13 protein-coding genes are annotated in these 14754 nt (G+C 66.3%); 5 read left to right on the top strand and 8 right to left on the bottom strand.

The window, feature by feature from the left end; all coding sequences use genetic code 11:
• Nucleotides 1-54 precede the first annotated feature (54 nt).
• Nucleotides 55-1764 carry a DUF885 domain-containing protein gene (locus KV110_RS13630; protein WP_218476405.1) on the top strand — a complete coding sequence of 570 codons (1710 nt, stop codon included), beginning with the start codon at nucleotides 55-57 and terminating at the stop codon, nucleotides 1762-1764.
• Nucleotides 1765-1802: 38 nt separating this feature from the next.
• On the opposite strand, the gene KV110_RS13635 is transcribed toward KV110_RS13630, so the two are convergent.
• From KV110_RS13635 to KV110_RS13645, 3 genes are all read right to left on the bottom strand, one after another.
• On the bottom strand, nucleotides 1803-3176 hold the full coding sequence (locus KV110_RS13635; RefSeq protein ID WP_218476407.1) for a phosphatase PAP2 family protein: 1374 nt from the start codon (nucleotides 3174-3176) through the stop codon (nucleotides 1803-1805).
• 73 nt (nucleotides 3177-3249) lie between these two features.
• The gene (locus KV110_RS13640) at nucleotides 3250-3423 is read right to left on the bottom strand and encodes a hypothetical protein (RefSeq protein WP_218476409.1); all 174 of its coding nucleotides are present in this window, start codon (nucleotides 3421-3423) and stop codon (nucleotides 3250-3252) included.
• 120 nt (nucleotides 3424-3543) lie between these two features.
• The gene (locus tag KV110_RS13645; RefSeq protein WP_246634513.1) at nucleotides 3544-4302 is read right to left on the bottom strand and encodes a DeoR/GlpR family DNA-binding transcription regulator; all 759 of its coding nucleotides are present in this window, start codon (nucleotides 4300-4302) and stop codon (nucleotides 3544-3546) included.
• A gap of 74 nt (nucleotides 4303-4376) precedes the next feature.
• Between KV110_RS13645 and KV110_RS13650 the strand changes: the two genes are divergently transcribed.
• Nucleotides 4377-5585: an MFS transporter gene (locus tag KV110_RS13650; protein WP_218476412.1), complete on the top strand. Its 1209-nt coding sequence runs from the start codon at nucleotides 4377-4379 to the stop codon at nucleotides 5583-5585.
• Between the two features lie 292 nt (nucleotides 5586-5877).
• Nucleotides 5878-6834, top strand: coding sequence for a hypothetical protein (locus tag KV110_RS13655; protein ID WP_218476414.1), 957 nt, complete (start codon nucleotides 5878-5880; stop codon nucleotides 6832-6834).
• A gap of 30 nt (nucleotides 6835-6864) precedes the next feature.
• On the opposite strand, the gene KV110_RS13660 is transcribed toward KV110_RS13655, so the two are convergent.
• The gene (locus KV110_RS13660; protein WP_218476416.1) at nucleotides 6865-7962 is read right to left on the bottom strand and encodes a helix-turn-helix transcriptional regulator; all 1098 of its coding nucleotides are present in this window, start codon (nucleotides 7960-7962) and stop codon (nucleotides 6865-6867) included.
• A 323-nt stretch (nucleotides 7963-8285) separates the two neighbouring features.
• On the opposite strand from KV110_RS13660, the gene KV110_RS13665 reads away from it, so the two are divergent.
• Entirely contained in the window at nucleotides 8286-8489 is a 204-nt protein-coding gene (locus KV110_RS13665) for a cold-shock protein (protein WP_107655522.1), read from the top strand.
• 160 nt (nucleotides 8490-8649) lie between these two features.
• On the top strand, nucleotides 8650-8850 hold the full coding sequence (locus KV110_RS13670) for a hypothetical protein (RefSeq protein ID WP_218476417.1): 201 nt from the start codon (nucleotides 8650-8652) through the stop codon (nucleotides 8848-8850).
• Nucleotides 8851-8878: 28 nt separating this feature from the next.
• Here KV110_RS13670 and KV110_RS13675 read toward each other — a convergent pair whose 3' ends face one another.
• From KV110_RS13675 to KV110_RS13690, 4 genes are all read right to left on the bottom strand, one after another.
• Nucleotides 8879-10933: a phosphocholine-specific phospholipase C gene (locus tag KV110_RS13675; RefSeq protein ID WP_218476418.1), complete on the bottom strand. Its 2055-nt coding sequence runs from the start codon at nucleotides 10931-10933 to the stop codon at nucleotides 8879-8881.
• Between the two features lie 260 nt (nucleotides 10934-11193).
• Nucleotides 11194-13047: a glycosyltransferase gene (locus KV110_RS13680; RefSeq protein WP_218476419.1), complete on the bottom strand. Its 1854-nt coding sequence runs from the start codon at nucleotides 13045-13047 to the stop codon at nucleotides 11194-11196.
• Nucleotides 13047-13793 (bottom strand): hypothetical protein, encoded by a 747-nt coding sequence (locus KV110_RS13685; protein WP_218476420.1) that lies wholly within the window; start codon nucleotides 13791-13793, stop codon nucleotides 13047-13049. Before KV110_RS13685 ends, KV110_RS13680 begins: the two co-directional genes overlap by 1 nt.
• Complete coding sequence (locus KV110_RS13690) at nucleotides 13790-14632, bottom strand: MbnB/TglH/ChrH family RiPP precursor modification enzyme (RefSeq protein ID WP_218476421.1); 843 nt, start codon at nucleotides 14630-14632, stop codon at nucleotides 13790-13792. The genes KV110_RS13685 and KV110_RS13690 overlap by 4 nt, the downstream gene beginning before the upstream one ends.
• Between the last annotated feature and the right edge of the window lie 122 nt (nucleotides 14633-14754).

The following is a 14754-nucleotide window of genomic DNA, read 5'->3' on the forward strand; positions in this document are numbered from 1 at the left end:
ACACGGGCGCAGCCGACCTTGTAGAGAGCGGAGATTTCGACCAGAGTCGTTGAGATGGACGAGAGTACAACAGATTCGAATCCGGCCCGTACCGCACGCGGTATCGCGGACGCCTATGTCGACGCTCTGACCGAGCTCGATCCCATGGTCGCGGTTACGCTGGGACGCAACCTCGACGACGATCGACTACCCGACCTCTCCCCGGCCGGTCTCGAAGCGACTGCCGCACTTGCCCGTGCGACTCTCGCCGAGCTCGATGCCGCCGAGCCCGTCGGCGGTTTTCCGGACGCGGCCGAGCGGCGCTGTGCCACCCTGCTGCGTGAGCGCCTCACAGCTGAACTGGCCGTGTACGACGCCGGGGAACATTTCCGCGCGATCCGCAACCTGGACTCCCCGGTACACGCCGTCCGCGACATGTTCACTCTGTTGCCGACCGACACCGAGGCACAGTGGCACGCTATCGGCCGCCGACTGAGCCGAGTTACGCTCGCACTGGCCCAGTATCGGTCCACGCTGGCCGAGGGAATCGATCGAGACCTGCTGGCCGCACCCTTGCAAGTGAGCACCATGGTTCAGCAACTAGACGAGTGGGTGGCGGGTGACAACCCGGGCGGCTGGTTCGGCGACTTCGTCGGCAAAGCCCCGGAATCGCTACGCACCGAACTGAATTCGGCCGTCCTCAGCGCCGCGACCGCCGTGGCTGAACTGCGCGACTGGCTACGAGATGTCTACGGTCCGAAGGTAATCGGTGTATCCGATGCGGTAGGTCGAGAGCGTTATCAGCGTCTGTCTCGCTATTGGAACGGCACCGACCTCGACCTCGACGAGGCGTTCACCTGGGCATGGGAGCAGTTCCACGATCTCGATGCCCAGATGCGGTCCGAGGCCGACAAGGTGCTGCCGGGCGCGACGCCGATCAAGGCCATGGAGTGGCTGGAGCTGCACGGCCCGGCGCTCGACGGCGCGGAAAACGCCCGCAGCTACCTGCAGAACCTGATGGACCGGGCCATCGATGACCTACAGGGCACGCATTTCGATCTCGCCGAGCCGCTGCTGACGGTCGAGTCGATGATCGCGCCGCCGGGCACCGCGGCCGCGCCCTACTACTCTCAGCCCTCGCTGGACTTCACCCGCCCGGGCCGCACCTGGTTGCCCACGCTCGGCCGGACCCGAATCCCGGTGTGGAGCTTGATCTCCACCTGGTATCACGAGGGCGTCCCCGGTCACCACCTCCAGCTCGCGCAATGGATCTACCTGGCCGACCAACTGTCGGTCTATCAGGTCAGCATCGGCGGTGTGAGCGCCAACATGGAGGGCTGGGCGCTGTACGCCGAGCGCCTGATGGACGAACTCGGCTATCTCACCGACCCCGGCCACCGACTCGGCTACCTCAATGCGCAAATGCTGCGCGTACTCCGGGTGATCTTGGACATCGGCCTGCACGTCGGCTTCGATTACCCCGACGACTCCCCGTACCGGCCCGGCGAGCCCATGCAGCCGGACAACGCGCGGGAATTCTTCGGCCGCTACTGCGGCCTGCCGCCCGAACATCTCGACAGCGAGCTCGTCCGCTACCTCGGTTGGCCCGGCCAGGCAATCGGCTACAAGCTCGGCGAGCGCGCCTGGCTGCGCGGTAGAGCGGCGGCTATGGCGGCGGCCACGGCACGCGGGGAAACCTTCGACCTGAAGAAGTGGCACATGGCCGCGCTGTCACGGGGCTCCCTCGGTCTCGACGACTTGGTCGCCGAACTCTCCGCACTCTGAAAATCCTTCTGTCTCCGGCAGTTCGACGAGGAACCTGGTCAGGGATGGCCAGGTTGCTCCATATCGACGGACTCGGCTTTGGGCGCTGGGGAACTCGACGGGCGGGTCGGGGCGAACCAGGTCAGGTAGAACGTGATCGACAAGGCGGTGAGCATGCCGAGGAGAGCGACGCCGGAGAGCAGGGGGTGCTCGGCCATCTGCTGGGCGAGGTAGCGGGTGGACAGCAGGGTTGCCGCGAAGGTGATGATGCCAAGGGCCACAACGCGAATGCGGTACTGGCCCCAGCCGCGGTCCGGGTCGCGCAGGGCGGATTCGACGGTCAGGCACAGTGCGGCGCCCGCGATCAGGTCGACGCCGTAGTGGGCGCCGAGGCCGAGGGTGGCGATGAGGGTGCAGACGAGCCAGAACGCGCCGCCGTAGCGCAGCCATCGCGGGCCGCGACGGGAGTGGATGAACAGCGACAGTGCCCACGCGGTGTGCAGCGAGGGCATGCAGTTGCGCGGGGTGATGCCGTCGAAGGGCATCGGTTCGAGCGAGAACGGCAGTGGCGGAATGATATTCGGCCAGACGTCGGCGAGTTCCATGCCGTGCCCCTGCGGGCCGAACGCGAGGATCGGGCCGACCACGGGGAAGATCACGTACCAGAGCGGCCCGATCAAGCCGAGCGCCAAGAACGTTCGCACCAGGTGGTGGCGTGGCCACGGACCGGTGGTCACGCCGCGCAGCTGCCAGACGGCAACGACGATGGCGGCGACCGGCAGCTCGAAGTACACCCAGCGCACCACACTCAGCGGCACCGGTCCCGCCACCTCCAGTGCGTGCCCCACGAACCACGCCGGGTTGCCGAGCGCGTGATCGGCTAGTTGCGCATACGGGTCGAGCACCATCGGCCGGGCCCACGCGGTGACGTCCAGCCAGATCTCGCCGACTTTCGTCGCGAGGATCAGCAGCGCGCCGAAAGCGATGGCGCGCAGTGCCGTTCGACGCCGTTCCCCGGTCCAGCGCCAAGCGGCGAGCACCGCGAGCGCGGTGAGCACGATGGTCGGGCCGTTACCGACGGTGAACAGCCTGCCTTCGATCGCACGAATGACCACGAAGATCAGGTCGATGCCGATCGCCGTGGCGAGGGCGATCACCCGGACCCGGGTCGTAACGCCGACCAGCGCGAGCAGGAACCCCGCCCACGAGGTGCTCGCCGACTTCGGTCTGCCGACATAGTCGCGGAACAGACTTGTCAGTGGCCCGAGGGCGTTGATGTGGGCGGCCACGAGTTCGCCGGCGACGAGCACGAGCACCACACCGGTAATTCCGCACCAGATAGTCGACGGTCGAACGCGACGTTCCTGGAGTCGCGCCACACCCGCTCGCTCCGCGGGTGGGGGCTGACTTCCTGGCGCGTCGTGAATAAGCATTCGGACATCGTAAACACGATGTGAACACGACCATGCGGGCCGGTGAACCGAAGCCGGTGGCGCGCCTAGTCGGTCATAGCACGAGAACCAGCGCCAAGATGATGCCGAGGCCCGCGGTCGTGGTTGCCCCGACCGAATTGATGATGACCACCCCGGCGGTGAGGACCGCACAGACCAGCGATCCGAGCCATGCTGTGCCCCGATCGAAACGCGACTCCTTGGCGCGATGTGTCGTTCTCACAGTCATGGCCCCCGCCTACCCTCCGGTTTCGGCATCAAACAGCGCCGCGCCGTTCGGTTCTCACAGAACGTCCATACGGTTCACCGGGCCGGTAGCTCCTGTGCGGCGTAGGCAAGCGCTGTGGGTTCACACCCGCCGGACGGTGACGCCGAGGGCCGCGAGCGCGGCGGTGTCCTCGGTCGCGGCGGATTCGTCGGTGACGACGGCGTGCAATGCGGCGGCGGGGGCAACGAACGCGAGGGCGGTGCGGGACAGTTTGGCCGCCTCCGCGACGGCGATGACCCGACGCGACGAGGCGATCGCGGTGCGTTTCACGGCGGCATCGTCGAGGTCGTAGGCGGTGAGGCCGTCGGCTGCGGTCAGTCCGCAGCAGCCGAGGATCGCGGTGTCGAACCGCAGCGCGGTCAGCGACGCGAGGGTCAGTGGGCCGGTCAGCGCGAGTTCGCCCGCCCGCGGCGTCCCACCGGGTACCAACAGCGTCAGTAGCGGTGCGCCGGTGAGCGCGTTCACCGCGTGCAGCGACACGGGGAGCACGGTCAGTCGGCGGTGCACCAGGGCGCGGGCCACCTCGAGACAGGTGGTGCCGCTATCGAGAACGACGGACTCACCATCGGCGATCAATCCGGCGACCTCGGCGGCGATGCGTCGCTTGATGTCCAGTCCCTCGCGGGCGCGCATGGCGAAGGGCGGCTCGTCGCCGCGCAGCAGCAGGCTTCGCGCGCCGCCACGATAACGCTCCAGCACGCCCTGACCGGCCAAGGTCTCCAGGTCGCGGCGGATGGTCATCTCCGATGCGCCGGTGCGCTCGGCCAATTCCGCCACCCCCAGTTGGCCCGCTTCGCGCACGGCATCGGTGATCTGCTTCAGTCGATCTACGCTCGCCACATGGGCAATTGGACATTCTCTGTGTTCGAAAGTCAATATTACGAACATGAATCATGTCCGATATGTTCAGAGGCATGCAGAGATCGTTGCGGGCCGCTCGACTGGCCACCTTCGCCTTTTTCGCGCTGAACGGCTTCCTGATGGGGATGTGGGTCGTCCACATCCCCGCCGTCGAACACCGGGTGGGGATCGGTCATGCGACGCTCGGCTGGCTGTTGCTGCTGCTCGGCGCGGGTGCTTTCACCGGTATGCGGCTGGTGGGTCCGCTCGCCGATCGCTACGGTGCGCGCGTCGTTGTACCGGTCAGTGCGGCACTGTGCGCTGCCGCCGTGATCCTGCCGGGGCTGTCGCCGAATGCCTGGACGCTTGGCATCGCGCTGCTCGCGCTCGGTTTCGGCAACGGATGTCTGGACGTCGCGATGAACGCCCACGCCGTCCAGGTCGAACATCGTTACCAGCGGTCGGTGATGTCGGCGTTCCATGCCACCTACTCGCTCGGCGGTGTCCTCGCCGCACTCGTCGGCGCCCGCACCCTCAGCTGGGGTTGGACTCCGGCGGCGGCGCTCGGTGCGGCGGCGCTGCTCGGCCTCGCCGGTGCCGCTTTGGCCGGTCCGGCGCTGCTGCGGCCCGAAAGTCCCCGTCCCGCCGAGGTTTTCCCGGCGGGGCAGCGACGGGCGACCCCGCGACGAATCTGGTTGCTCGCCGGTCTCGCGCTGCTGCTGATGCTCTGTGAAGGCGTGGCCAACGACTGGAGTGCGCTGCATCTGCGAGATGTGCTGTCCGCGTCGGCCGCCACGGCCGCCTTGGCCTACGGCGCTTTCGCCACCGCCATGACGGTCGGCAGATTGCTCGCCGACCGTGTCGCCACCCGCTTCGGGCCGGTGGCGGTCCTGCGTTACGGGGCCGCCGTTGCCGCGCTGGGTTTGACGGCAGCGGCACTGTCGCCCTGGATTCCGCTGGCATTGGCGGGCTGGACCGTGTTCGGCGCCGGGCTGTCCGGATGCGTGCCGCAACTGTTCAGCGCGGCGGGCCATGCCGACCGAAATGCCGCGGGAGCCAACGTCGCCCGCGTCGCCGGACTCGGCTACCTCGGCGTGCTCGCCGGACCCGCCATCATCGGACCGCTGACCCACCTCGTTCCGCTCAACGTCACCCTCTTGTTGCCCGTTGCGTTCTGCGTTGTCGCCGCGGGCGCGGCCAACGTCCTACGCGCACAGCCGCCGTCGGCTGTCCCGCCCACCTCGCCATCGAACGCCGCGGGCCCATTCCAGCCGACGCGCTGATCGGGGCCGGCTGAATACCTTCTGACGCTGACTGTTTTGCCGAATTCTCCCCACTCGCACTGGGGAGAGGCAGGCGATGGCATTCATGCCATCATTCAGTCAGTTGTTCAGAAAATTGGCGGCGGCCCCTCTGGTCGTCGGCTGAGACACATACTCGCACAACAGTTCTCGCTCCTCGTTCGGTCATGCCCTGCGGCGTCCGCGCGCGGCGAGCAAGCGGAATGTCTGCCGCAGCCAGCGTCAGCAGGACAGCCTGCCTACCCCCGCTCGACTGCTCCGAAATGAGGTTCCCGTGAACCGTAAGTATTGTCTGCCCGTAGTAACCGCCTGCCTGGTGCTGTCGTTGGGGCCCGGTTCCGTGGCAATGGCGGCTCCCGTGCCGAGCATCGCCGATGTCGTGCCCGCCCAAACCGCCGCGCCCTTCTGCTACGAGGAGCCCTCCCAGCCGACCGCCGATATCAGCGACCTGAAAGCGCGCTTCTCCAGCCGGAACTGGATGCAGACCCTGCAAGCCATGTACCAACGGCGCTGGCCGAGCGGGCAGCAGTTGGCGATCGCCCAGGCCAAGGACCCGTACTGGAACCAGTTCGTGGAGACGAGCAGTTTCGAGGCGTTCGCCGAATCGATGATGGTGGCGATCCACGAGGAAACCCACATGTGGGACCTCGACGGGTCGCGGACCGAATGGGACAAGTACACCGCGTCGTGGATCAATGCGACGCAAAAGATCACGGGCATACCGCTGCACGGTGGTTTCCCACGCAAGGAAATCCTGCCACTGATCAAGGACCGACTCAGTCAGGACATGGACAACATCTACCTGCGGGACCGGCAGCAAGGCGACTACCGGCTGCAGGGCGTGCTCGCCGAGCTGAACGCGGGCCTGATGGGGCTCCCCGCCGTCACCGTGGTGCAGGAGTACATCAAGGGGATCGGCGCCAGCAACTCCCGCGATATCGCCGCCACCAACCTCAGGTACCTGTTGCTGTACTTGCGCGTGGCCAAGGACCGGCACCCCGACTACTGGGCCAAGATCAAGAACGAGCCCAGGGTGCGCGAGCTGGTCCTCATCCAGTTCCTGCGGACCGCCTACTGGCTGGAAAAGTCCGCTCCCTACAGCGGCAAACTCGGCAGCCCGAACGCCGACAAGATCACCGAAAAGAACTACGCCCCGGAGAACATCGCCATCCTCGAGGAGTTCACCGGCCGCAAGGTCCGCGTCGACGCCCAGAAGAACTGCACCACCTGACATTCCGCCGGGGCGCAGAGCTGACGGCGATCAGCGCAGGAACCAACCGGTGCCGCCGATCGGCACCTCGTTCTCGATGCGGGGCAGGTGCTGGTCGAAGAAGAGTTTGGCGGTCAGTTCGGCCCGGCTGCGGACTTCGAGTTTGCCGAAGACCCGCTTGATGTGGTCGTCGACGGTGTAGGCGGAAACCGTTAGCAGCCGGGCTATCTCGGTGCGGGCGAAGCCTCTGGCGATTAGCCCGACGACGTCGCGTTCCCTGCTGGTGAGGCGGTAGGTGTCGGCGATGAGGGCGGCGATTTCGACCGGACGGGCGGCTTCGATGATGATCGACACCTGGTCGTCGGCACCGGCGAGCTGTTCGGCGTGCAGGGTGAGCCAGCGGCCGGTGCGGGAACGGATCCGAGTGCGGGCGGGGCCTGGACGTGACCACGCCTGGTGGGCCAGCGTCAGTACGCAGAAGGGCAGTTCGCGGTGCGGGTCGATACCGTCATCGACCTGGGTGAGCCACCGCGCGGCGGCCGAGGACATGGTGGTCGGGTGCAGGTCGCGGTCCAGCAGAACCAGGCCGGGTCCGGCGGCGGTGTCGTCGGCGGTGATCTCGGTGAGGACCATCTCCCTGCGGATCGCGGTTGCCACCGAAATGGTGGCATCGCCGATCAGTTGGGCGTCGGCGTCGGCGAAATCCGGCGCGTCCGCGCCGCGAAACAGCACCAACGCACCCCACACACTGGCATTGTCACCGAACAGCACGCGCATCTCCCGCGTCATGCCCGCGGGCACCAGGATCTCCCGATAATGCCTGCTGCGCTCCGGCTGTCCGCCGGTGGCCGCGGTCAAGGTCATCGCTCGCCGACAGCTGCGGGCCATGGTGGACAGCGCGAGGGCGTCCTGCCCACCTGCCTCGATCTCGAGCATCGGATTCATGTACTCGAGCGGCAAACCCTCGCGATGCCAACCGCCGGTCGGCAGGACCGAACCCGGATCGACGGTCAGTGCGCACCAGGCGTCGAAGGGCACGGCCTCGCGCAAGCTCGCGCAGACAGCGCGTTCGAGTTCGACGGCACCGGAGACGGTGCGACAGGCACGCTCGACGCCCGCAGTCACCTGGTCCAGCGTTTTGGCCCGCATGCAACCAAGTATCGTCCGCGGCGGCGTCGTCGGCGGCCGATTCGGCTGGCTGGCCAACATTGCTGGGGCACAACGTTATCGGGCTCGCATGACGTGGCAAGCATTGCGGCCCTGGCACATTGGTGCGGCCCGCCCGATCATCGCTTGATCGAGGGGTCCGAGGGTCGCCCGGCGGCTCGGCGTCGGGCCGTGGAGTGTCGGTTAGCTCACATACGGCGGTATTCGATAGGGATTCCGGCCGATCCGTGACATGGTTGTCCAGTGAGATCAGGCTTATCGAAGTGATTTGCTTGGCTCATCTACAGAAAAGATGAAGTAAAAACATGGCTCAAGGCAGTGTGAAGTGGTTCAACAGCGAAAAGGGCTTCGGCTTTATCGCACAAGACGGTGGCGGCGCTGACGTGTTCGTTCATTACTCCGCCGTGTCCGGCTCGGGATTCAAGTCCCTTGAAGAAGGACAGCGTGTGGAGTTCGAGGTCGGCCAAGGACAGAAGGGCCCGCAGGCCCAGGACGTCCGCGCCATCTGATCGACGCAGCTTGGTAAGGCCCCGCACCCTCTGGGTGCGGGGCTTTTGCGTTTTTCTGGTAGTCGTACCGATTTGCGTCCGCGCCCAGCAGTGCGCCGGTATCGTCCGTCACCTGAGGCAATGCCTCTGCGGAACTACTGTCACTGCCGAGGAGGTCGCGATGCGGCGACACATCTCACTTCGCCCGCTATGGCGCCACCTGCTGCGTGGCCTGATCCTGTGCGGTGCGTGTGCGGGCGGGTCGGCCAGCTCCTACTTCGAGTGGTCTCGGGCCAATCCCGCCAAACCTGCTGATCCGCCGGAGGAGTGCTGGGACTGGTCTGTGCCACACCAGTGGTACGACATGGCGCACCGCCGCTGAGTTACGCCGTCGATGGGCGCGTGGCTCATCAGCCGGTGACGCTCGGGTGGCCGTTCTCGATGTGCCCCCGGAAGTGCCGCTGATAGCTCGGGTCGACGTCCACGGTCAGTGAGAGGTCATACCAGCCTCTGCCGTAGCGGAGCGCGTTCCAGGTATCGGTAGTGGTCTGCCCGGGCGCGATCGTGAAGGTCCACGGACCGTCGGTGCGGTAGCTGTTGGCCCGCACGGTGACGGTGGCCTGCGCCTTGCCCTTGTTCGTCATCGACAGGTGCAGTTTGAGGTCGGGGGTGTAGGAGGCGGTCACCTCCAGTGGCGACGTCGAGGTTCCGGCGAGCCGCCACAGGAACCGGTTGGGTCCGTGTACCGCGATGCCGTACTTCTTGTCGGCGTAGTTCTGGACGCTCCAGGTATCGGTGACGGTGGCTCCCGACTGCACGTCGTAGCGCCACGGCCCGTCGGTGCGCCCATCGGCCCGATACGCCGCCAACTGCACATCGGCTGCGCCGGTGTTGCGGAACGTCGTGGTCAGTGCGCCATCCGGGCCGAGGATTCCGTTCACCACCGGGGCGTAGGGCAGCGGCCGGGCCGGCCTGGTCCCTGATTCCTGCTCCGGCGGCCGCTGGCTGCCCGCAGCGGGAGGGGCGGGTTTGGGCAGCGAACTCTGCGTCGCATCAGCTTGTGCCCGAAGGGCATTGGCATCGGGCAGCAGCGGGATGGTGGTGTCGGCGGCGCTGAAATCGAAACACCCGGTGAGGTCGCCGCAGATGGAGCGGCGCCAGGCGGAAATGTTGGGTTCGTCAACTCCGGTCCACTTCTCCAGGAAACGGATCACCGAGGTGTGATCGTGCACTTGCGAATTCACCCAGCCGCCGCGACTCCACGGTGAGATCACCAGCATGGGCACCCGGGGTCCGAGACCGATGGGCTGGCCGTTGACGTATTCGCCCGGGGTACCCGGCGGTGCCATCGGCGGCGGCACATGATCGAAGAACCCGTCGTTCTCGTCGAAGTTGATCAGCAGGGCGGTCGAGTTCCAGAGATTCTGATTCCCCCACAACGCTTTCAGCACGGCGTGGGTGTAGGCGGCACCATCGGCGGGGCGGGCGGCGGGATGTTCGGAGTACCCATAAGGAGCGACCACCCAGGAGACCTGGGGAAGTCGCCCGGCGGAGCAGTCGGCGATGAAATCCGACAGCACGTGCGCGACATTTTTGCCCTGGCCGGAATCGGGCTTCCAGTTCTGTGCACCGAATACCTTTGCCCGCGAGGCGAGTTCGGTGTTCTTCGGGTCGTGGTATGCATCGAACAGCCACAGCGGGTTGTCGCCGTAGTCGCCGACGAAGGGGTGGCGACCGGAGTCGTCGCCTACCTCGTCGTTGGCGTAGACCTTCCAGGTGATCCCCTTGTCCTGCAAACGTTCCGGATAGGTGGTCCAGCGATAGACAGGGTTGTAGTTGGCCGGATTGCTGGTCGCGGGGCCGCCGTATTGTCCTGCGGCATCTATGGTTCCGGTCCACTGATAGAGCCGGTTGGGTGTGGTGGGTCCGAGGACCGAGCAGAAGTAGTGGTCGCAGACGGTGAACGTGTCGGCCAGTGCGCGGTGAAAGGGTATGTCGGCGGCGGTGAAGTAGCTCATTGTCATCTCGCCTTTGGCCGCGGTCCAGTCGTCGTTCCAGCCGCCGCGCACCGCTCGATGCTGATCGCCCCAGCCGTGCGGCAGGTCTCCGATGTCCTGGCCGTCGACGACGGCGGTATCGAGATGAAAGGGCAGCAGGTAGCCGCCGTCGGACCGACCCGAATCCGGTTGAAAGTAGACATTGCGGCCGTCCGGCTTGACGACGGCGGTCGCGTCGCCGAACCCGCGCACCCCGCGCATCGTGCCGAAATAGTGGTCGAACGAACGGTTCTCCTGCATCAGGATCACCACATGCTCGACGTCACTCAAGGTCCCCTTCCGGCTCGGCGCCGCGAGCGCCTCGGCCATACCCGACGGCAGCACCTGCATCCCGCCGGTCAACGCGGCCGCGCCGAGCGCGCTCCCGATGAATCGCCTTCTGGGGAAACCCGAACCTACCTGGGGCACAGCATTCCTCTCGATCCGACATGGGATTGGCGTGCAGAGCAGAGAATGTGCGAGAACTCTTCCGCGATGGTCTCGGTTGAAAATAGATTCGCGGTGAACGCCCTGTGGCGCGAAACGGAACGAGCGGGGGATAAGCCAGTTAGGGCAAAGTCCTGGTTAATTGTCGACGGATAGAGATGGAACTCTTCTGCCGATTCTGCCGTACCCGTGAGGTACGGGTGGCGTTCTTTGGGGAAGCCGCCCGCGCGAGTGCCCTGCGGCTACCGCAGCTGCACGACCTGATCGAGGGCGAAGCGCCGGAGCAGTTCCGGTACGGCGGTCGGCGGCGCATCGTGCGCACGCGCGGCGATATCGGTGATTTCCTCGACGGTTCGTGTCCCGTCGCACAGCTGCAGCAGCTCACGGGTCGCCGGTGTCAGCCGGAATACGCGTCCCCGCAGGCTTGGGCGCTTGTGGAACGCGCACACCGATGGCTCGCTGTCGACGATCTCGCCGCGAGCCGTCAACGCATCCACGTCGAGAGCGAACTCGGCTATCCGGAGCAGCGCGCTGCAAACCGGCCGCAACTGGCCGAAGTCTGGTTGTCGCCGAGCAACCGCCGAGCGGGGAAAGGCAGGATCGACCGCATCATGGTCCGCGTCGACCGCGAGCCAGAGGCGATGCTGCTCGAAGCGGACAACTTCGCGAATGGTGTCGGGGGGATATTCCAGCTCGACGTCGTCATCGATCGATTCGGCCAGCATTGTCGCGAAATCCTGCACCCCGACGGGAGCGACCCGGCTCAGTAGCCGCTCGGCTCGTCCGTTCAGTAGGGCCATCGTCATCGGCATGTGCCGACGCAGCAATGGCAGCACCGCGTCGTCCGCGGACTGGGCCGGACCACCGTGCACGACGGCGTCGAACATCGCCGCATACGCGGCACCCAGTTCGTCATCGTCCGCCACCGGAAGCTGTTTGCTACTCTGCCGCCCGAATTCGACAGCAGCCGCCGGATCCGCGATCACCTCGGCGAGCACCTTCGCCAATCCGTCGATATCGCGGGGATCTTCGACTACCCGCGCACTGGACCGCAACTCCGGCCAATGAGGTTGGGTACGAACCACTTCCGCGGACAGCACCGCGCAGGTGCCGCAGCTGAGCAGTTCCATCGGAAGCCCCGGCCGGTGCACTTCTACCGGAAAATTCCGCTCCAAACCGCACACCGCTGTGCACGCCCGCAACACCTCGGGCACTCGCCAAGGTGGCAGGAATGGAAGTGTCCACGTCACCTCGGTGAGCCCGAGTTCGTCTACCGCCGTGAGGAACTTCTCGCGCTCGGTACCGCCCGCCATGACGAGGAAGTTGAACCGCAGCCCGCGTCCGCGCAGTCGCGCAAGCGCTTCGATCAGGTCGTACGATCCTTTGACGACGCCGAGTTTGCCGTAGACACCGATGGTGGCGACGGCCGGGTCGAGCGGGGAAGTGTTGCGCACCCAGGCCGATTCACGCAACCGCGCGACGAGGGCGGTCAGGTCGGCCGCCGGACCATCCGGCGTGAACTCCGGCGGCAGCGAAGCCTTCGGCATGGGTGCGATCCGGTGCGGCGGAATGCCGAGGCCGGTCAGATTTCGGTCGCCGACGACAAGATCCGCGCGCCGCAACACTTCCCGGTAGGCCTGACCCAGCTCCGGGTGATCGAGTAATCGGGTCCGGTCGCTGCCCGCGTGTTGGACGACGTGTGGAACACCGGTCCACGACGCGGCCAGATGCGCGCTCAGCCCATAGGGTTCCAGATAGGCGGAGAACACCAGATCCGCGCCGTGCAGCCGAATTTCCTCGGTGGCCAGTGCGGCGAGCTTGGTGGCGAACGGATTCGCCGCGGGAATGTACGCGCGGGCGCGCTCCCACTGTCCGGACGCGATCACCCGCACCGCACCGCCATTGGGAAAGGTCGCTGCCAAACGCTGAAAGTCGCTGTCGTCGAACCAGATCCGATAGTCGTCCTCGACCTCGTCGGCATTGGTCACGACATCCACCTGATGGCCGCGTTCGGCGAGCGCCCGAGCCATTCGGTAGCAGTGCGCGCTCACCCCACCCTGGATCGGCGGATACTTCATCACCGCGCAGATTCGCATCAGCCCGTCCCCTCGAACAGCCGTTCCTGCCGGGCGAACCGCACCACCGCCTCGGCCTCGGGCGGAAACGGCGCGCCCGACCGCAGTACGCGAAAGGCCGTGTCGCCCAGGCGATAGCACGCCAGTGCCGACCGCCCGGCGATCTTCACCAAGGCGATTCGAATCGGATCCCCCAGTATGCCGTCGGGCATGACGCCACTGCGCAGCCACTCGTTGTGCTGGGTCACCACGTCACTGTCGAACTCGGCGAGCCGCACATGCGCGCCCAGCACCGATCCGCCCAGCGTGACGTCCGCCTGTTCGGCCGCGACGGTGGCCGCCGGGTCGAACAACAACTCCAGGCGCAGCACCTCGTATCTCGCGAGGTCGGCCATATCGTCTCGGCCACTGGTCACGAGATAGTCGAGAAACCTCGTCCCCTCGGCCAGCACTCGCTTGTGGTTCTGCTGTCCATCGACATGGGTCGGCGGGTATCGACGGATGAACTCGTCGAGGAAGTCGTGCTCGTGCGCCGCCGCCGACAGGGTCGCGGGCAGACACCGCGCCAGCATGTCCAGCCGCTTGTTGGTCACCGAGCGGACGTTGACGTCCAGCTGAGTCCGGTCGGCCGCGGCGAGCAGGTCCAGCTCGGCCCTGGAGAGCGCGAACCGGGCGGCGAGCTCAGCGGGCCGCTCAGCCAACATGGTCCGCGCGTTTCCGGCGGTGAGCAGCTCGGCCAACGCTCGCTGGAAACCGCTGCCGCTCACCCGCCCATCACCACCGAACCGATCGCCGCCCTGGCCCGGCGCAGGTCGGCGGTGAGTTCATCGAAGTCGTCCGGAAACTCCTGGTCGCGTTCGAGAATGACGCAGCGTACCGCGGGCGCGCGCCCGGCCAGGTAATCCAGCAGCTCCCACACCTCGCCGGGTACGGGCGCGGAATGCGAGTCGAGCAGCGTGCCGTCCGACCAGTACCCGCCCGCGAGGTGCAGCTGCACTACCCGTTCCAGCGGAATGGAATTCAGGAACTCGATCGGGTCGTACCGGTGATTGACCGAGTTGATGAAGACGTTCGTGAGATCGAGAAGCAGTCCGCAGCCCGCCTTTTCGACCACATGCGTGATGAACTCGGCCTCGGACAACTCGGCCGGGAAGTCCAGGTGATAGGTGATGTTTTCCAGCAGGAACGGCGTGCCGACGCGCTCCTGCACCTGTCGGGCTTTGCCCGCGATCTCGTCGGCCATTCCCCGCGTGCGCAGCAGCGGTGTCAGCTGTCCGATCGAGACGCCACCGGCCCGCGTGAACGACAGATGGTCGCTGCACCACGGTGCGTCGACCCGGGCCACCAGGTCCGCGAGATCGTCCAGATAGCCGGTGTCGAGCGGCCCTTCGGTGCCGATCGACATCTCGACCCCGTGCGGTGTCAACGGGAACCGGTCCCGCAGTAGGTCCAGTGGACCGCCTACCGGCGTCTCGAGGAAGTTCTCGGTGATGATCTCGAGGCAGTCGATCGACTCCTGGTTCGCCATGATCGCGGCGTCCAGTTCCCTGCGATATCCGAGACCGACTCCGAGCGCCGGCAGGCTGCCGAGGTCGAACTCACGCATAGCAGCGGCAGCAGGCGCCGCAACTGCAGCACGGCAGTACGCCCATGACACGGTCCGCGGTTGCGCCCTCGTCCTCCACCAGCGCGACCCGCTCGAAGAGATATGGATCCTTGATTTCCATT

Source organism: Nocardia iowensis (assembly GCF_019222765.1).
GTDB classification, from domain to species: domain Bacteria; phylum Actinomycetota; class Actinomycetes; order Mycobacteriales; family Mycobacteriaceae; genus Nocardia; species Nocardia iowensis.

What these genes read in the sequence shown, in the direction of transcription:
- KV110_RS13680 (WP_218476419.1), bottom strand. Translation starts at nt 13,047, where the DNA reads ATGCGAATCTGCGCGGTGATGAAGTATCCGCCGATCCAGGGTGGGGTG.
- KV110_RS13690 (WP_218476421.1), bottom strand. Translation starts at nt 14,632, where the DNA reads ATGCGTGAGTTCGACCTCGGCAGCCTGCCGGCGCTCGGAGTCGGTCTC.
- KV110_RS13635 (WP_218476407.1), bottom strand. Translation starts at nt 3,176, where the DNA reads ATGCTTATTCACGACGCGCCAGGAAGTCAGCCCCCACCCGCGGAGCGA.
- KV110_RS13670 (WP_218476417.1), top strand. Translation starts at nt 8,650, where the DNA reads ATGCGGCGACACATCTCACTTCGCCCGCTATGGCGCCACCTGCTGCGT.
- KV110_RS13660 (WP_218476416.1), bottom strand. Translation starts at nt 7,962, where the DNA reads ATGCGGGCCAAAACGCTGGACCAGGTGACTGCGGGCGTCGAGCGTGCC.
- KV110_RS13650 (WP_218476412.1), top strand. Translation starts at nt 4,377, where the DNA reads ATGCAGAGATCGTTGCGGGCCGCTCGACTGGCCACCTTCGCCTTTTTC.
- KV110_RS13640 (WP_218476409.1), bottom strand. Translation starts at nt 3,423, where the DNA reads ATGACTGTGAGAACGACACATCGCGCCAAGGAGTCGCGTTTCGATCGG.
- KV110_RS13630 (WP_218476405.1), top strand. Translation starts at nt 55, where the DNA reads ATGGACGAGAGTACAACAGATTCGAATCCGGCCCGTACCGCACGCGGT.
- KV110_RS13665 (WP_107655522.1), top strand. Translation starts at nt 8,286, where the DNA reads ATGGCTCAAGGCAGTGTGAAGTGGTTCAACAGCGAAAAGGGCTTCGGC.